This is a genomic window from Arthrobacter sp. NPDC058288, assembly GCF_042880995.1.
Taxonomy (GTDB): domain Bacteria; phylum Actinomycetota; class Actinomycetes; order Actinomycetales; family Micrococcaceae; genus Arthrobacter.
Window position 1 is genome coordinate 213,607 of the sequence record NZ_JBHVYH010000008.1, and the last position, 17,198, is coordinate 230,804.

Annotated in this window: 18 protein-coding genes; 4 read left to right on the forward strand and 14 right to left on the reverse strand. The window is 61.3% G+C overall.

Features of this window, described 5'->3' with window-relative positions; all coding sequences use genetic code 11:
* Positions 1 to 9 precede the first annotated feature (9 nt).
* From ACFVWT_RS19225 to ACFVWT_RS19250, 6 genes are read right to left on the reverse strand one after another with little or no spacing between them, the layout of a single operon-like run.
* The gene (locus tag ACFVWT_RS19225; RefSeq protein WP_390250634.1) at positions 10 to 1,866 is read right to left on the reverse strand and encodes a hypothetical protein; all 1,857 of its coding nucleotides are present in this window, start codon (positions 1,864 to 1,866) and stop codon (positions 10 to 12) included.
* Positions 1,853 to 2,593 carry a hypothetical protein gene (locus ACFVWT_RS19230; RefSeq protein WP_390250742.1) on the reverse strand — a complete coding sequence of 247 codons (741 nt, stop codon included), beginning with the start codon at positions 2,591 to 2,593 and terminating at the stop codon, positions 1,853 to 1,855. The genes ACFVWT_RS19225 and ACFVWT_RS19230 overlap by 14 nt, the downstream gene beginning before the upstream one ends.
* A gap of 42 nt (positions 2,594 to 2,635) precedes the next feature.
* On the reverse strand, positions 2,636 to 2,986 hold the full coding sequence (locus tag ACFVWT_RS19235) for a hypothetical protein (RefSeq protein ID WP_390250636.1): 351 nt from the start codon (positions 2,984 to 2,986) through the stop codon (positions 2,636 to 2,638).
* Between the two features lie 4 nt (positions 2,987 to 2,990).
* Positions 2,991 to 4,166 (reverse strand): MinD/ParA family protein, encoded by a 1,176-nt coding sequence (locus ACFVWT_RS19240; RefSeq protein ID WP_390250638.1) that lies wholly within the window; start codon positions 4,164 to 4,166, stop codon positions 2,991 to 2,993.
* Positions 4,167 to 4,210: 44 nt separating this feature from the next.
* A complete protein-coding gene (locus tag ACFVWT_RS19245; protein WP_390250640.1) occupies positions 4,211 to 4,741 on the reverse strand; it encodes a hypothetical protein in 531 nt (176 codons plus the stop codon).
* Positions 4,741 to 5,871, reverse strand: a complete 1,131-nt coding sequence (locus tag ACFVWT_RS19250) for a M23 family metallopeptidase (RefSeq protein WP_390250642.1) — start codon at positions 5,869 to 5,871, stop codon at positions 4,741 to 4,743. Before ACFVWT_RS19250 ends, ACFVWT_RS19245 begins: the two co-directional genes overlap by 1 nt.
* A gap of 240 nt (positions 5,872 to 6,111) precedes the next feature.
* Between ACFVWT_RS19250 and ACFVWT_RS19255 the strand changes: the two genes are divergently transcribed.
* Complete coding sequence (locus tag ACFVWT_RS19255; RefSeq protein WP_390250644.1) at positions 6,112 to 6,447, forward strand: winged helix-turn-helix domain-containing protein; 336 nt, start codon at positions 6,112 to 6,114, stop codon at positions 6,445 to 6,447.
* Positions 6,448 to 6,615: 168 nt separating this feature from the next.
* Positions 6,616 to 7,788, forward strand: coding sequence for an alpha/beta hydrolase family protein (locus ACFVWT_RS19260; protein ID WP_390250646.1), 1,173 nt, complete (start codon positions 6,616 to 6,618; stop codon positions 7,786 to 7,788).
* Here ACFVWT_RS19260 and ACFVWT_RS19265 read toward each other — a convergent pair.
* Genes ACFVWT_RS19265 through ACFVWT_RS19275 form a run of 3 tightly spaced genes read right to left on the reverse strand, consistent with a single transcriptional unit; the run spans position 7,785 to position 9,598 of the window.
* Complete coding sequence (locus ACFVWT_RS19265) at positions 7,785 to 8,699, reverse strand: hypothetical protein (protein ID WP_390250648.1); 915 nt, start codon at positions 8,697 to 8,699, stop codon at positions 7,785 to 7,787. The two genes, ACFVWT_RS19260 and ACFVWT_RS19265, sit on opposite strands and share 4 nt — an antisense overlap.
* Positions 8,700 to 8,705: 6 nt before the next feature.
* The gene (locus ACFVWT_RS19270; protein WP_390250650.1) at positions 8,706 to 9,152 is read right to left on the reverse strand and encodes a hypothetical protein; all 447 of its coding nucleotides are present in this window, start codon (positions 9,150 to 9,152) and stop codon (positions 8,706 to 8,708) included.
* A complete protein-coding gene (locus ACFVWT_RS19275; protein WP_390250652.1) occupies positions 9,149 to 9,598 on the reverse strand; it encodes a hypothetical protein in 450 nt (149 codons plus the stop codon). The genes ACFVWT_RS19270 and ACFVWT_RS19275 overlap by 4 nt, the downstream gene beginning before the upstream one ends.
* Before the next feature lie 738 nt (positions 9,599 to 10,336).
* Here ACFVWT_RS19275 and ACFVWT_RS19280 point away from each other — a divergent pair.
* Both ACFVWT_RS19280 and ACFVWT_RS19285 read left to right on the forward strand, forming a co-directional pair.
* Positions 10,337 to 10,570, forward strand: a complete 234-nt coding sequence (locus ACFVWT_RS19280) for a hypothetical protein (RefSeq protein WP_011689691.1) — start codon at positions 10,337 to 10,339, stop codon at positions 10,568 to 10,570.
* A 193-nt stretch (positions 10,571 to 10,763) separates the two neighbouring features.
* Positions 10,764 to 12,614 carry a MarR family transcriptional regulator gene (locus ACFVWT_RS19285; protein WP_390250654.1) on the forward strand — a complete coding sequence of 617 codons (1,851 nt, stop codon included), beginning with the start codon at positions 10,764 to 10,766 and terminating at the stop codon, positions 12,612 to 12,614.
* A gap of 137 nt (positions 12,615 to 12,751) precedes the next feature.
* Here the strand turns inward: ACFVWT_RS19285 and ACFVWT_RS19290 are convergent, their stop codons facing one another.
* The 5 genes from ACFVWT_RS19290 to ACFVWT_RS19310 all read right to left on the reverse strand — a co-directional run bounded on the left by ACFVWT_RS19290 (position 12,752) and on the right by ACFVWT_RS19310 (position 17,110).
* A complete protein-coding gene (locus ACFVWT_RS19290) occupies positions 12,752 to 13,117 on the reverse strand; it encodes a hypothetical protein (protein WP_390250656.1) in 366 nt (121 codons plus the stop codon).
* A 344-nt stretch (positions 13,118 to 13,461) separates the two neighbouring features.
* On the reverse strand, positions 13,462 to 14,403 hold the full coding sequence (locus ACFVWT_RS19295; RefSeq protein ID WP_390250658.1) for a ParA family protein: 942 nt from the start codon (positions 14,401 to 14,403) through the stop codon (positions 13,462 to 13,464).
* Between the two features lie 1,152 nt (positions 14,404 to 15,555).
* Entirely contained in the window at positions 15,556 to 16,137 is a 582-nt protein-coding gene (locus tag ACFVWT_RS19300; protein WP_354174052.1) for a recombinase family protein, read from the reverse strand.
* A gap of 260 nt (positions 16,138 to 16,397) precedes the next feature.
* Positions 16,398 to 16,922 (reverse strand): DUF2269 domain-containing protein, encoded by a 525-nt coding sequence (locus ACFVWT_RS19305; protein WP_390250660.1) that lies wholly within the window; start codon positions 16,920 to 16,922, stop codon positions 16,398 to 16,400.
* A 5-nt stretch (positions 16,923 to 16,927) separates the two neighbouring features.
* On the reverse strand, positions 16,928 to 17,110 hold the full coding sequence (locus ACFVWT_RS19310) for a hypothetical protein (RefSeq protein ID WP_390250662.1): 183 nt from the start codon (positions 17,108 to 17,110) through the stop codon (positions 16,928 to 16,930).
* Positions 17,111 to 17,198: the final 88 nt, after the last annotated feature.

Below are 17,198 nucleotides of genomic sequence, written 5' to 3' on the forward strand. Positions count from 1 at the left end.
GTACTGCTCTTACCGGCCACTGATGTGGTCGGTATCCGGTGCCATCGAGGGCGCGGCGCGCTGGCCCCGGATCGAGGCCTGACGCGCGGTTTCCCGGCCCGCAAGCAGGAACGCCGTCGCGCCCCCGGCCGCGATCTTGACCGAGCCCCGGCCAACCGACGCCGCGCCGGTCCGCACGGCCGCAGCCGCTTTCGCACCACCCGTCCCCGTACGGTCGGCCTTCTGCAACTCACCCATGGACCGGGTTTCCTGCGGAGCCTGTGCACCCTCGGGTTCCTGGTCGTTGGCGAGCCGGCCCGCTGCACTCCGCCGGCCCTGTGTCCCAAGGCCCGCTGGGCCCTGATCCGCCGGGCCCGGTGTTCCGTGCATCGCGGTTTGCGGGGCCGGGCTGCCGCCCGGACGGGTACTGCCGGTGCGTGAGGTCCCGGACTGGATCTGGGCGGTCCTGCGCTGCCTGATGGCAGCAGAGAGACCCGCCCCGGCACCAGCGACCATCGCTGCCCCGGCAATGGACTGCCGGTTAGCGCCCAAGCCGGTGGAGGAGGACGGCAGGATCGGCACGTACTTGAACAGCAGCGTGGGGGCGAACGCCAGGACGAGCATTCCCGCACCTGCGATGAACACCGATGAGGCGTTGACCATGCCGTCGTCAACGCCTTCGCCGCTGAACGCCGGGCGGGAGGCGATGAAGCTGAACACCGCGCCCATCATCAGCAGCAGCAACGGCTTGGAGAGGGCAATGCCGAGCCACAGGGCACCGGTCTTGCCCACGCGCTCCCGGTACTTCGGATGGATCATGAAACCGATCATGAGCGCCAGGCCGAGGCCCAGCAGGTGCAGGGCCAGCGGCTGCAGCGCCAGCAGGCCCAGAAGCGCCCACGCAGCAACGAACAAAAGACCGAACAGGACCACGGCCGCTAAAGGTCCGAACGCGCCGCTGGACTCATACGAGGCGAACCGGGAAATCGCCACCCCGAAATCCGTGACCCGGCTGGAGGTCCAGAAAGCGACGGACTCAGTGATGCCGGTAAGCAACCCGTTCACCACATATGCCAGAGCGGGGCCGAACAAAACCAGGATCATCGACAGCGGCCCGTACCAAAGCAGCGACTGCCGGGCCGAGTCCAGGTCGATCTCCTCGTTCGATACGTCCGTCCAGAGCTTGAAATACATCAGCCCCATGATCAGGATCCCGATACCCGAGAACGCCGCCCAGGTAGTCCGGAATGAATCGTCAATCTCGAACGCGGAGACCTTTAGCAGGTTGTTCAGGACCTCGTTCGTGGCTTTCACGCCTTCGTCCTTGACGGTGTTCGCGAACTTTTCAAACCCGTCTTTCGCGTTGGCGATGAAAGCCACGGTGTCCACGGTGCCCAACACCACCTGACCGCCAGGTGTCACCGCCAAGGCCGAACGAAGAGCCACGCCGGCAATCGGAAGGAACTTCTGAAAGACAGCACCGCCGGCGCACCACGTAGTGGCCGCTGCCGGTGCACCAGCTCCGGACAGAGCAGCGCAGAAAGGAACGGTGTTCTTTCCGTCGTAGTCCAAGGCCTGCTCGGGCGTGGTCAGGAAGGTTCCAAAGGCTTTGGCCGCCACGTTTTCGCAGTTGCTGCCGCCCATGGCCCCAAAGAACAGCATGTCAGCACAGGCTGACTTGCCCAGTTCCTGGTTCAACCGGTCTTTGATCTTGACGCGTTGGTCCTCCGGCAATCCTGCGAGGCGTTTGAGCTGGTCTCCGTTCAACTTCTCCATCGTGTTGACCTCATCGGCCGCTTGCGCCGGGCCGGCGAACGCCACGCCGAGGCCAAGGAACATCGCCAAAACGATTGCGACGAGGCGGATTGTCCTGCTAGCGCTTAGCATTTGCATACTCAACCCACCCCTCCCGGCTTATGTCCTTGAAGAAGGCGTTGACCAGATCATCCCGGAGGACCGGGATCGCCTCGTCCTCCAAGTTGGTACCGACGCTCATCGGTCCGGCGTCCTTGACTCGTCCTCCGAAGTCCTGGCCGTTGGCGACAATTGCGGCGTCTGAAATCTTCCAGTCGCCGTCCCAGACGAGCTCAAAAGTGGCCGTTTGGAAGAAGGCGCTTGGGGCCGTCTTTACGTTTGCGCTGACGGCCCCAAAGAACACCTGTACAACGGCCTTCTTCTTCGCTTCACAGCTGGCGACCCGGTACAGGCCACCGGATGCTACGTCTGTGCGGGAAAACCAGCCACCTTTAAAAGGTCCGTTGGGCAGATCCTTAGAGTTGGTAAGCAGATCACCTTTAAAGGTGATTTTCTCCGTCCAAGGGCCAGACTTGCCTACTTCAGCCAGGGTGTTCTTTTGCTGGGCCCAGGTCGAGACGTTTACGTCCTCGACAAGGTGTGTGTAGTTAGCGGCGGCTTGGGCGGCGGAGTCGCAGGTGCCGGCGTAGCCGGTGACGGTTTTGCCGTCACCTGCTTTCTTGGTTCCACCTTCCCCGATCTTGATATCGGAGACGGGAAACCCGAACCTCCCGGATGCCTGCAGCGAGCTTGGATCCGGATCCCGGGCCGGTGCCGGGCGGTTGATCAGAATCACCGCAACAGCGACGGCCAAGATCACCACCCCTACCGCCGTAAGTGCTTTCCAGTGCTTCCGCATGGGTTAGGCCCCCGCTGCGGTGGTCAATGCGAGGATGCCGCCGAGGATGACGCTGGCACCGGCTACGGCGGCGAAGGCAATGCCGCTCTTCTTCGCACCCGATGCGCCTTCCTCGATGTCGTCGGAGTGTCCGCGCTGCCGGGCGAAGCCCCACTTGGCAAGGTTCCACAGGAACGCGGCTGCCACGAGAATCAGCGCCAAAGCCCAGATGCCGCCCAGGACAAGCTGGATAGCATTCTGGAACTTCACGCCGAACACGCTGATGTCAGGGGTGACCCCGCCCAGGGGGTTCTCGGCAGCGGGGACGGCAGAACGGATAATGATTTCGTTTGCGAGGGTGCTGAACATGGTCATGGTCCTATCGGTTGATGGTCTTGGTTGAAGTAGTGCGCTTGTTGTCGGCGGCCAGGAGCCCGGCGGCGATTTCGGCAGAGGCCCGTTCGAACGCACGGCGGGCGGGGTCTCCGACGAGCTGCCAGTCGATGATGGAGCCGGTATCCAGGGCCCCGTCGTAGGGAATATCGATCAGCACACGTACCGCGGAGGCAAGGTTCTCCCGGAGTTCGGCCTGCTCGGCGGCGGAGACCTTCGCCCCGCCGCCCTGGGTGACCAGGACAACCGCATTAGCTACCAGGTCTTTGTAGTGCGGGTTGCCGGTGCGTTCGGACATGGACTCGAGCTGCTCGATCATCCGCAGCGCGGAGACGACCGCGTTGCGCTTCAAGGCCGTCGGGATCACGAGCTGGTCCGTGACCTCGACGGAAGCAAGCCAGTTGGCTGACCGGGTGTTGTTGCCGGTGTCCACGATGATGGTGTCGTAGAAACGGCTGACGACCGTGTGGATGCGGTTGAACTCGTCGGCCCCGATGGATTTCATCCGGTCCGCGTCCTCGTCCGCGACCAGCACGGAGAACTGGTTGTTGCCCTGATGACGGGTGTAGTACGAGAGTTCACCCTTGCGGGCGGTGACCGTCTCAAAGGACTCCAGGACGTTCAACAGATCCCATACGGTCCGGGTGGAGTCGTTCGCGTTGGTCCGGACGCCGGCGGTGCCCATCATCTCGTTGTTGTCCCACACCAGCGCCTGCTGGCCCGAGTGGATACCGAACGTCGATCCCAGGCCAACGCTGCACATCGTCTTGCCCACACCGCCGAGGGGCTGGGCGACCATGATCTGCATCGGTCGCGAGTAGACACGCTGGATCGCGGACAGGTCCGCCCGACGGGCCAACTCGGCCGCGCCGACCTTGGGGCTGATCAGGCCGAAGCTGACCGCGCGCAGGAAGGCCTGCCAGCCGGTGGCCGGCGGCAGCTGGTCGTTCACGTTTTCCTTACGCAGCACTGCTGCGCTGCGGCGTCCGCTGACCAGCGGCGCTTCGCGGTGATCCACCACCGTCTCAGGCTTCGACTCGGCTGCTGCCGGTTCGGCGTGGATGATGGTTGCCGGATCCGTTGCCGTTGCTTCGGATTCGGTGTCGGTAAGACTTATGGTCGCGCGGCTCTTCCGTTCGCTCCCCTGCCAGGTCGTGCTCATCGGAGTGTTCCTCTCGCTCGTTTCAGGTTCGGTCGTTGGTTTCATCAACTCGGGTCTTGCGGAGAAATGGCGGTCACCAGCCACGGCTGCTGCTGGCCGGAACGGTGCAGGAGCATCTGCCACCTGCCCGCATCGGTGGAGAACGTTGCGGTGACCGTCAGCGGGTTGCCGGCGTCCCTGCTGATCGCCGGACCGTCCGTGACTTTCCGGATCGGAACACGGGCCGGGTCGATGTACTTCGCATCGTCGGCGTACTCAGGTGCGAGGTGCGGGGCCAGCTCGGCGAACCAGGTCGTCTCCGGAACATCGGGGCGGGCGAACAGGCCCATGACCTTGGCAGCGGTGTCCTTCACCGCTTTCTCCGCCGCCGGGTCCCACGTCACTTCAGGGACTCCGTAGTGTTCATCCGCGCCGTGCTCGTGCCCGTCCTTGGTGTGGTGACTCTCCTGGCCGGCCTGTCCGGTGTTCACCGTTGGCGTGGAACCAGCTGCCGGTTCGGTGCCCGCGTTTCCGGCGCAGGCACTCAGGGAAAGCGCGGTGGCAAGTGCGGCTGTGAGGGCGATGTGCTTGCGCATCAGAGAATGCCTTTCTCTTTCAGGATCGGGGTCGGGTCGGTCGTGGGATTGATCGGGACCATGGGGTTTGGCAGGGTGCCGGCGAAGAACTCCATGTGAAGGTGGCGGCCGGTGACGTTGCCTGTTGCCCCTTCGGTGCCGAGTGGGGTTCCGGCGGCGACGGTGTCGCCTTCTTTGACCTTCACCGAGCCAGCTTCCATGTGGTACATGCCGATCGTGAGCTTGCCGTCCACGGTCTGGCCGGTCACGCCGGTGCCAAACAGGCCGTCGAGGTTGCGAACCTTGACGATCTTCATGTCCGTGATGGCCACGATCGTTCCCGGCCCTCCGGGGTGAACGAAGTCGATGCCGTAGTGGAAGTTCGCCAGCACTCCCCCGGCAGTGCCAGGTGGGGCCGGGCGTGGACCGTAACCGCTGCTGTTGATCGCCCCTTCCATGGGCTTGACCCACTTGCCGGCCAAGTCTCCGACAACCTGGTTGCCCTTGGCCGGGCAGACGCCGGACGGGTCCACCGCAGCAGCGGACTCGCCACCCAGGGCCTTGAAGACGTCCGTGGCCTGGGCGCGGAACTTCGTGTAGTGGTTCGGGTCCGCGTTCCGCTGTGTCCGGTGGATCGCTATCGTCGGTTCGAGGGTTTCCCAGCCCTCCACTTTCTGCAGGGCCTTGAAGAAGTTCGTCGCCGAAATGGTGGGGTCCATACGGTCCGCATACGAACCCCACGCGCCGTTGGCCCGCTGCTGGAACAGCCCACGTGAATCCGGCCCTGCCCCGTCACCGAAGTCAACAACACGCAGCGTGGACTCACCGATCGCCGCCTGGATGCCGATCAGCTGCGCGGCGACAGGCAACTTGAGGGATTTCGCGACGTTCATGATCGCCTGGGCATTCTTCATCTGCTCGGCATCGAACCCGGCCACTCCCCCAGCCGGGGCCGAACCAGCGGCAATGCCGGCAGGTGCAGCACACGATGAGGCTGCCTGCGCAGGGTCACTGTCATCCAGAACAACAGTGACAAGACCAACCGTCAGCAGCGCGACAATCGACGCGCCGGTGATGACTTTCCGGGCGGTCACCGCTTCGCCCCTATACGGTGTCTGCGGCGGGTAGGCAATGACGGGTTCATCGGCCACTGTGTGCCGAACGGCAGTATGTTCTTCAAAACCCGTCCCTCCCCCATGGGCATTGCTTCCCTGTCACCTGCCAGCTACCGACAATCCAGGTCGTTTGCTGGCAGGCAATTCTTCCTCGTTCCAACCAAGCTGCTTGTCACATCGCCAGCTACAATTTGACTTTAGTTCAAAGTGCATCCTTTAACGATACACTTTTGTCTAGAACTCAGGTCTATCCAAATAATCGGGCAAGATAGACGCATGCCGCGCCTCATCCAGCCCAATCACCCGCAGGAGGTTGAGGCAGCCATCGAAGTTCTCGGAAACCGAGCCCACGCGGCCATCCTGCGTTACCTGCACCAGAACGGTCCGTGTACCACCGGCGAAATCCTCAAGGGAATCGTCCTGTACGGCAACAAGAAGCTGACCCGGCCCAGCCTCCAGCATCACCTGGAAGCGCTCGAAGCTACCGGCACTGTCACAGCCGACTCCCCCGCAGGCCAACGGCACGGCAAGCGCGTGAAGTACGAGGCCAATATCGACGCCTTGGAGTTCGAGATGCTTCCCGCCTATGTCAACTACCTCCGCGGCAGATGAGCCCCGCATTTCATAACAAGCTTTGTCAAAGAGCAATACCTTCTTGACTCACTAAGCACATTACATGCATGTAGTGAACATGTGCAACGCCTGTAGTGAGCATGGTTTATGCGCATATTAGGCACGGAAGGGACGTTACGATGTGTGGGTTCCGTTGTTCTGCCTTGATTGGCGCTGGAGGATGAAGACCTAATGCTGACGTCACGGCGCATCCTGGCCTGCATGGCGTTCCTTGTGCCGGCCGCCGGGCTATCTGGGTTCGCTGTCATCATGGCCCGCAAGATCGTCAAGCGGGGCCCGAAGGACTACCGCCGGGCCGAGGTGACCGAAGACGGACGACGAATCCGCATTGATTTGGATGACTACACCAAAGCCCCGGGCGACTTCGGCGTGTTCGACCCTGCGACAGAGAAGTACACAGGAGTCGGCGAGGTCACGCTGATCAATGAGGATCAAAAGTACGTAGAGCGGCGGATTGATCCGGCCGGCTCCGCGCCGGGACGTCTGGGGCCGATCGTTGATTGGACCCCGGATGTGTTCTTCGAGCCCTCTGCGGTCGGCGGACGCTACGAAGAGGTGGACGTCCCCACCGCCTACGGTGCGGCGCCTGCATGGCTGTTCGAGGGAAACACGGACGTATGGGTGATCCACATCCATGGCAGCTGGACGGACCGCTCAATCATGTTCCGAGATGTCCACGCATTCAGTTCATTGGGATTCACCTCCTTGGTTCCCACATTTCGCAGCGACGCGGAGGTCAGCCCACCACAGGCCGAAGCGAGTCACCTTGGGCAAACTGAATGGCGTGATGTGGAAAGCGCTGTGACCTATGCCGTAGCTCATGGAGCCAGGCGCATCATCCTCTCCGGCTGGTCTATGGGTGGCACCATTGCCCTGCTCACAGCGGAGCGCAGCGCCCATCGGGACCGGATCGCAGCGATTGTCCTGGTAGGGCCCGTCACGAGCTGGCGTAAGACCATCACTGCAGGGGCGGCGCGGGCCGGCGTCCCGGCGATTGGTGCCGGCCTTGTCATGTGCCTGCTGCAGACTCCCCCATTCGCGAAGATGCTCGGGCTGGAGGAACCAATCGATTTCAATGCACTTGACTGGGTCGATGTACCTAACCGGGTGGCAGTCCCGACACTGGTCCTGCAGTCCAGCGCAGATCAAGAGGTTCCCTGGGAGATCTCGGCCGCGTTCCAACGTGCGAATCCGGCCAACGTCACCCTGATTCCGCTACCGGAGGCCCACCATACCCAGGAGTGGAATGCCTCGCCTTCTACCTTCACCAACGAACTCACGAGTTGGATCAGCAAAACGATCTTGACCGAGCAAGGCTAGGTCTGCGCGTCCAGCTTGGCCTCAATTTGGCTGATCCTGCCCTGAAGAGACTCCGGGAAGTCCATCAAGTTCGCCCGCTCGTAGTTGTGCAGAACAATGAGGCTTTTGTAGACGCCATTTTCGAGCGTCTCGTTGAAAAGGTCCCACGCCGGACTGACTCGTGATCGATCTGCTTTAACCCGCATCCTCAACGCTGTAAGCCAGAGCGCATCGATCATCCAGAGACGCAACCTCGGGAGCTGCTTCGACAGGAAAAGAATCAGCCACCCCGCCGCCGTGACCGAGAGGCCTACATAGAAAAGACGGTCAAACCAAGATCCGATCGCTCGTGCGAACGCATGCCAAGGCGAGAAATGGAATAGCGTCACGTACGCAACATGGCACGAAACAGCCACAGCAACCACGAACAGGCCCGCTGAGAATGTTGCGTACAGGCCCCTTGCCTTGTGCCGAAGCATGTAGATGATCCTGAGCACGGTGAACAACAACGCGAGCATGTACGTGCCGCTGTACACGGCAGTTGCGAGCTGGTCCATGCGGGTATCAATGAAGTCCGCAGCCGTTGGAGCCTTGTCCTCAATCAGGGCGAAGCTGACAATCATGATGGGAATGCTCAGCAACGGTGCGTAGTAAGTCCATCTGACAATGGGTACGTTCGCTAAACGTCGCACGCTGTCGTTGAAGAAGAAGATCGCCAGTAGCGCGAAGATGGCTTGAAGCAGGTTCGTCACGTTGACGCCACCGAGGTAGCGGTCGATATCCTCTAGAGGTGTAACCGTTCCCAGGACATAGAGCGCCGCGAGGCCGAACATCGATGCCACCCACGACGCCCGGGATTCCGCCACCTTGACCACCGAGGGGATCCGAAGGAGGCATAGGGCACTCAGCAGCGCGAAGAGCAACAGTTTCATGGTCTATCAGAGAAAAGGATCAGGATCGGACGAGCTGCGTGAACGGGTCTTCTTCGACATCTCGAAAGCGAAATCCTCCACCCACCGTTCGACAGGATGATTCGGAACGGACCGGCATGTGACACTGATTGCGTCCGCGGTTTCCCTCAGCATCTCTTCAGAGAGATCCGGCAGAGCCAGGGCAATCCGAAGGCTCTCCAAGTAGATGTGTCCGAGCTCGTGATAGATGCAGTGAAGTTTGTATTGCTGTGACTTCTGCGGGGGGAAATAGACGTTTATGCGATCATCAAATTCGGCTTTGAAGGCCGTGAGCGCACCCCAGGACTCGTTGTACTCGATCAGATTGATCGGCTTCTCGCAGATCACGGTCAAACGTTCGACGACTTCCTTCATGGACGTCGTGCCGTTAACGCACAACTCCCGAACCTTGTCCTGAACCGGCGGGAGACTCATTCATCCTCGCCGTTCATCGACGCATCGATAATCCTTGTGATCGTCCTCAGTGTTTCCGGCGAAGTCGAGCCCAGGTTTCTCGCGGCGAAGTTCTTCACCTTGAGCTTGCGCATCTGCACAAGGAACTCCATCCGCGCTTCTACCTCGGGAGGAGTCTCACTGTTGAGATCACATAGGTAACTGGCCGGTACGGCAAAAACGAACTCTGCGATGCCCGTCAGGAGCTCTTGGTCGGTCACCAAGCTGCCAGTGCCATTGATCAAGTATGACCACCGCGTTCGCGACAGATGGATTCCGTGGGTCGAAAGTGCTTCTTCCACATGAGGGTAAGTGAGCGCCGTGTTGTTGTCCGACTCCCAGATATCCACCAGGATGCCCATGCGATCGGCTAGGCGCTCTTTCTTCTGTTGTTGCGTAAGGAACACGTTGCGGGCCCCATTTCCCATCCTTAAAGCTCCTTCAGCCAGGGTCAGCTGCTTATGGTGCAACCACTACACAGAGCAGGCGGACAGCTGACACAAAATTTTACCTGATGACATTCATAGCGTATAGGCCATGAGTAACTACTGAGTTGTGCATGTGCGGAGCATGTCTGTAGGCTGTCGCTTACTTGAGTTCTTGGGGGATTCAAGTCGATGCCGCCGCCAACACGTCCTGTACATCTACAGGTCCCTGAAGCCGGGTAAGGGTGATCACGTACATGAAGAAATACCGCACGCCCAAGCTTATTGGGAAGAAGTCCCGATTAACTGCCTTGAGGTGCCAGACAGAGTGCCTTGTCACGTGGAATCAGACATGCCACAGATCTCTGGGGTCGCACCTGCCAGTGACCAACGAAGTCCCGTGACAAGCTAATGCGGCCGCTGTCTTCAGTCCTGACGGTTGACCAATCGGACCGGTCCTTCTTGTCCTGGCTACCAATCGGGCGTGCGGAAGTGGACGTGCCGATGCATAAGCCACTTTCGAAGCAAACGAATGCGACGCCGCCGCACGGACCCAGGGTAGGTGGGCTGCGACACGCGGAGCCGTTATCTGTAAACAAATCCCCGGATCCTTCCAAGGGCAGTGCTAATTTCGATTCAGTCGATAGCTGTAAACAGAAACGCATTATGTCGACGGCAAGCAGGATCAGCGATGAAGCAGTCACAACCTACTGGGTTGTGCGAGATTCAAAGGACATCACTATGAGCGCAGTAATCAATCGTGGAGGCGGGCGGCCGAGCAAGGGCCTCCGCAAATACATTGGCTTCCGCACGCAGGCTAAGACCGCGGAGGATGTTCAGATGATCGCTGCCGCCAAAGGCATGACCGTCACTGACTACGTTTCCTCGGCCGTCGACCGGTCCCTGCGCGAAGATCTGGCATTGCTGGATCATTTCGCGCATCAGGAGGAACTGCCGATCCGCATAGCCTCATAACAGAAGAAGGCCCGCACTAGGCGGGCCTTCGAAGCTGAAGATCCACGATCCGGGAAGCTTGCCGGCAAACAGATCGTAGATCGGATGGAAGACCTTCACAGGACTTCATTTGTGTTGCAAAACCGATCCTGCAAGATCGGTCCTTAGCCATTCCCTCGACAGGAACAGCATCATCGTACAACAGCACGCCCGTGTGCTGCCAGCCATATACGGCGCTGGCGTGTCGCACGAGCCATCCTCCACTCACAGCCCCGCTCAAGCGTGGGCTGCCTTGGCGCCTATCCTCGCAGGTCAGCCCCGTGTTCGCCTTTCCCGGGATGCAGGCAAGACATACCCGCAAAAGCACGAGCGCACTCTCAGTGAGACGCTGCCCACGCTCCCTGCGGCGGTCCGGATTTTCGGCAAAGACGGCACCTGTGCCGCGATTTTCCTCGACTTTGACTCGTCCGTCGCCGGTATTGACTGGGTCGAAGCCGACGTCCGGGCAGTCCAGACGTGGCTGCACTCTGTCGGTGCCCGCTGGATCGAGGACTACTCACCCAACGGCGGCCGGCACGTATACGTCCCACTCAAGCAGCGTGTCACCTTCTCTGAAGCGCGTGATCTCGTCGAGGCGCTGGGTACCCGGTACCGGAGCCTGGACAAGACCCCGCACCAGAACCTCCTGCACGGCTGCATGCGCACACCCGGCTCCCCGCACAAGCGCGGCGGCCACCAAGAACTCGCGATGAGCCTGTCCATGGCCTACGACGTTGCCCGCCGTCCCAACACGGCCAACGTCTGGGCTGCGATGACCGATGATCTGGCGGGGGAGATCGCCGCCGTCCGTGCGCTCCGCCTTGAGACCAACTTCACCCCTATGGCCGAAGAGGCACCTGCGATCAAGCATCCGGCAGGTCGGATGTCCCGCATCATGCAACTGATGGCCCAGACCGGGCTATACGACACGAACCGTTACGCCTCTGATTCGGATGCACGCCAGGCCATCGTTACCGGGGCCGCGGCCGCCGGACTGGAACTCGTTGACGTCGAACGCCGCATGATGCAGGGGACCTGGCCAGGGCTCGCTTCCTTCTATGCTCGCTATGCCTCCCGCCACCGTGTCCCGGCACTGCGAAGGGATTGGATCAATGCGGTCGCCTACCTGAGCAAAAACCCGTCCACTTCGAACAAAAATAACAATGTCCGCAGATCCCCCACAAGCCAGCCAGATACACAGCCCCTAGAACTAAAGGGCTTGAAACAAAATTCGAATCCCGATGCCGAGCATCGGTTCATCCGGACGTGGCGCAACGCGCTCCGAATCAGGGAGGTGAACTACACGGAATCTCGGCTAGGAATGGCACGAAGAATGGTGCTGAGATCCCTCGGGGAGGCGGCCCACATGACAGCATCTCGGTTCATTGAATTCGGTGTCAGGTCCATTGCCGTGGCCACCGGGCTGGATCACACCACGGTGGCACTGCACCTGAAAGCTCTCCGGGCGGAGAAAGATCCCCTCATTACACTGGTCGAAGAAGCCCGCGGGACAAAGGGCGATCTGTATATGCTCACAGTCCCCGAAGAGCTGAAGACCTCGGCCGAGGATGCCTCCTGGCAGAAAGGAAAAATCCACGCACTTCGCCCGGTATTCAGGGAATTGGGGCTGCCGGCGGCTTTCGTCTACGAAGCTCTGGAGCATTCCCCTGCGTTGCCGATCACCGACCTCGTCCGGGTCACCCGACTCTCACGGTCAGCGGTCAACGAGGCTCTGGAATTACTTGCTGCCTGGAACCTGGTGACAAGGAACGGAGGCCGGGCATGGTCGGTGGTGGCAACGACGTCGCTGAGGCAGCTCGCCGAACACTTTGGCGTCCTCGAAGCCGTCGCCGCGCAGCTGCAGCGTTACCGGATCGAGCGGATCATCTGGCGCGAATGGCTTGCCAGCAACGTCAACACCGTCGCCGAGCTCCTCTCCCCTGGTGAGGATTACCCGTGGGAAGCCTTCGAGGGTCCGCCGGATGACTGGGCCCTGGCCGACATCGCGTTCAGCAGAACCGGGTAGGTCAACCGCCGAAGGTCTGCCCTTGGGCAGCTAGTCCCCCGGCAGGACCGAATTCCTTTAGCCCACAGTGGCATGCCATAAGTCATGCCATAAGGACTATGGGAAGTGAGGCTGGATATCTTGCTCCACGTGTAGCCTCACTCCCCTGCTGCTGGCCTCGCTTGGGTGTGGAGTTTGAAGACCGCCGAGACAAGGGCGCTCCGTGACGGGGCGCCGAACTCGGTGACTTTCCCATCCAGCCAGGCAACCTGCAGCCCGTCGAGGCGCAACTGGATCTGGATGCCGGCCTCTCCCCTCTTTCGGGGTGCGCGCCGAGGCATGCCCGAGCTCCTCGGCTCCGTGTCAGCAGTGAACTCCCCGGCGATCTGCTCGTCGGTCAGAGTCTCAAAGGCATCATTGAGGAGGTCGGCATATGTGGTCCGGCCCCGGTAGACCGCATCCTTGACCTCGGCCAGTAGCTGCGGCGGCAGGTACACGCCGACGTTGCGCAGCGCCCCGGACACCGTCTCGGACGCCTTCTGTACTGCAGCGGCCTTCTTGGCTGCCGACTGTCGAGGTGCGGCCTTCGGGGCGGCGGCGGGCTCTGACGCAGGCTCTGGCTCGTGCCGCTCCCCCACATCCGGGGCAGCCGGCTCGACTGTAGGCGCCTGCTCCCTCTCGGGCTTGGGTGCGGCGGCGGGCGGTGCCTGAATGGGCTCCCGGACGGGGGGCTCGATGGACTCGTCGGGTGTTGTTGCTATCGGTGCTTGGGCGCCCCTCCCCCGCTTCGGAGGCAGGAGTCCCTGCAGTCCTACCCCGCGGGTGGGTGCTACGGGCGCGAACGCCCCGGCAAGGCTCTGGCGGCCGCTCATGCCTGGTTCCCGCTCTCGATCTCGTTCAATCGGGCCAGGATCTCCCCGGTCAGTTGCTCGTATTCTTCGGCCAGTCCCCCGGCGTTGCGCGAGAAGAACCCGTCAGCCGGCTTTTCCCCCGCCCGCAGTGCCTTCAGGCGCTTCTTCTGAGCGTCAGTGACTGCGCCCTCCAGCTCGTGGAACAGCAGGCCCTTGCGGCGGGCATCGGCGCTGGCGCTTTCCAGGTTTCGGATCCGGGTCTCAAAGACCGGTGCGACGGTACCTAGCATTTCCTCCAGGGTGTCGCGGACGCTGCGTTCCAGGCGAAGCGAACGCGGTCCGACACCGAAGAGGACGATGCCGGCCAGCTGCAGGTTCGGGTTGCGGTCCCGGACGGCCATGAAGCGGCGTGCGATGCGCTCCACACCGTCGATACTAGCGTCGTCGGAGCGGGTGGGAATTACGACCGCACTGGAGATGGCGAAGGCACCCTCAACAAGGATCCGCTCCCCCGGCGGCGTGTCGATCAGGATAAGGTCGTAGTCGTCCGCCAGCGGCGCCAGGACGGCGTATAGCATGTCGCCGAAGTCACCGGCATCGGAGCGGCTGGAACGGGAAAGCATGATGCCCTGGATGTCCTCGAGGTCCTGCCCGCCGGGGATGACGTCAAGGTTCTCCCGGACGTTCCGGAGGATCATCGGCGCGGTCCCGGCGATGAGTGCCTGGAACAGTTCCCGGCCGCTCTGACGTTCATAGCCGAGGTCCCGGGCCAGGTCACCCTGTGGGTCTAGATCCACCAGTAGGACGCGGGAGCCGGCCAGCGCCACGTACCCGCCAACGTTGGCCGCAGTCGTGGTCTTCCCCACTCCCCCTTTGCCGTTCGCCAGGGCAACGACCCGGTCAATTGCCCGTGTTTCCTGGGTTTTCTGGGGTACTGGGGCTTGCAGTGATCTTGCCATCGGCCGGTGACTCTCCTACGTGGTGGGCGGCGGGTGTTCCTGCCTTCAAGGCTATGTTCTCTACCGCGTGATTGACGGCAGTGACACGCATAAGAGGCCTCACAATTCGTCCTGTCGAGCGGGTCATTGGACGACAGGCCGTAGGTATCGTTGGATTTCGTGTTTGACACTGTGCTTCATGCCCCGCAGGGAGTTATGTAGGAATTCAGGTTGCTTCTCTTACCGTGCTTTCTGTAAGACGTCCTATGGGACGAAATGGTTGGCTCTCAAGCTGGCCATGCAATTGCCCTGAAGGTGTTATTTCCAATTTGGCGTGATGTGTGTGGTACGGCAGTACGAACCATTGAACCAATAGTGGGTATGCAAGTGGTATTGTTTACTAGCGCTCCTGCTGGTCCCTCCGTTGGATTTCCTGCCCGGGTACAGGTAAGCATCACCATTGGCCGTTGGGTCGGACGATCTATCCGACGTGCAGTGTGGCGTCCTACGTGTCTTATGGCATGGCTTATGGCATGAAAGTTCATTGATAGAATCCCAGGTGTCCGAGCCATAGCGATTACAGGGGTTCTCGCCCGCCAGCGTGCCAGTGGGAACGCCCCCATGCTATCGGCCAAGCGGCGTAGCGGCACCGCGACGGGGGAGCGATCCCAAATAACCCGGGCGTGCCGCCTCCTTCCTGATGGCGTCCTTGATGTCGATGGTGACCAGCGGCCTGCCCCTGGCCGTCCGGCATGACCGGCGCCTGAGGGTGACGGAATATTTCAGCGTCGCCCATTGGGAGCCGCTCCATCAGGGTGAGGCGCGGGTACGACAAAAACCGGCGAATCCAGATACCAGAGCGGGTTATGCCAATCGTGCGGGCAGGTGGAGCCACACTGAGCGCCCGGGCGATCAGGGTTGACAATCGAGCCTGCATCACGGCATGGCAGTTCGCGCTTGCGAAGGTTGTAGTCAATAACGACTGTTTCTGACCTGTCGTCGGCAAGCCTCCGAAAGAAGTCAAAAAGCTGCTCCTATGTCAGTTTCAGAAGTCGTCTGCACTGGATCCCGCGGAAGTATGGGGCGAGTGCAGAGGACTGCTGACATCGGGATGTCAGCAGTCCTCTGCACCGTCATGCATTTTTTCAACAGTCGTCTGCACCAAGGACCGAGCTACGGGACTGCAACTGCTTCAGGGCTCGTGGCGGGGACCCAGCGGTACAGCGTGGGCACCGAGACCCCGAGGCTGGCGGCAACTTCCTTGGGCGGCGTTCCCTGGCTGAGGAGCTTTCGAGCTGAGCGGATCTTGGCCTCCGTCATTACACGCTTGCGTCCGCCGACCCGGCCCTGTTCGCGCGCTGCCTGGAGGCCCGCCTGGGTGCGTTCGACCATGAGCTCGCGTTCCATCTGCGCCAAGGAGGCCATCACGTTGAAGAAGAAGCGTCCGGAGGCGGTGGTGGTGTCGATCGAGTCGGTGAGGCTGACAAAACCAATTCCGCGCTCGTTCAGGCCTCCGGCGAAATCCAGGAGGTCCTTCACGCTACGGCCAAGACGGTCCAGCTTCCACACAATGAGGGTGTCTCCCTCACGAAGTGCTTCCAGCGCCTTGGCTAGACCGGGGCGGCCGGCCTTGGTGCCGCTCATTGTGTCTTCAAAAATGCGATCGCATCCTGCACTATTTAGGGCAGCCAACTGCAGATCAAGGTTCTGGTCGCGCGTGGACACTCTGGCATAGCCGATACGGTGTGCCGCCATATTGGTTTCTCTTCTCAAAACTCGATTCGGACCCCTGGGTCGACTGTACAGTTCCGAGAACTATTTGTGAGAACCGCCCGCCGGGGCGGGGCTTCTCATCACAATGGCGGTTTCCCGCAGAACGGCGTGGTGTTTCGGCGCCTCACGGCAAGCGCCGCCTTTCTCGATTCAATGCGTTCTTGAAATCCTTCGTTTGTGAGAACAGCACTGAACCCTTCGTGCCGGCGGGCGAGCAGGCCCTGCGTTGCGTAGAGCCGGGGCTATGGCTGCCGCGTGGTGGGCTGTTGTCTCTCGATGCGTTTTCGTCCGTACGGGGTGATGCCGCGGGGCTTGTACACCGATAGTGCTGTCACTACCAGCAGTGCGATTACTGCGGCTCCGGCGTCGGCCACGAGCTGGATTCGCATTCCGGTCATGTCGGCGGGGGAGAGGTCGGATGCTGAGGCTATGCCGGCCATGTGTGTGACGGGCTGCAGGTGGAGGAGCAGCAGGGCGCTGGCAAGGGTGGTGATCAGGAGTTTGATCACCACCCAGTATTGGCGGAAGAGGCCCCAGACGGTTCCGAGCGCCTGGAGGATGCCGGAGAGCAGTGACGCCAGGTTCAGCGGGAAAATGATGAACCAGCCGATGAGGTCCATGGCCAGATATGCTGCCCTGACCAGCTGGGGATTGGAGCTGGTCAGGCCCGCGAGGGCCAGAGCGAGGAAAGACAGCACAGCGCCCAGCCAGCTGACCGAACTGAGGATATGGATGGTCAGGGCAAGCTTGCGCAGACCCGGCGCCATCAGCTTCACGGTGTGTGGCTTCCCATTCCGCCGCCGGCAAGGTGCATGAGGGCGAACACTACGATGAGGATCACGGCCGCAATCATGAAGGCCTTGACCCAGCGCGGAGTGCCGGGCTCGGGGCTGCGGACCGGTTTCCGCCCGAATTCTTTGTCGCGCGCGTCGGTGTTGTCGGGCCGCTCGGTCATCGCGGGTTCTTCTCTCGCTTGGCTGGTCCCTGCTCATTGCAGCAGATTTTATAAGACAATATGTCTTAGTGCGGCAAAGTGTCTAATA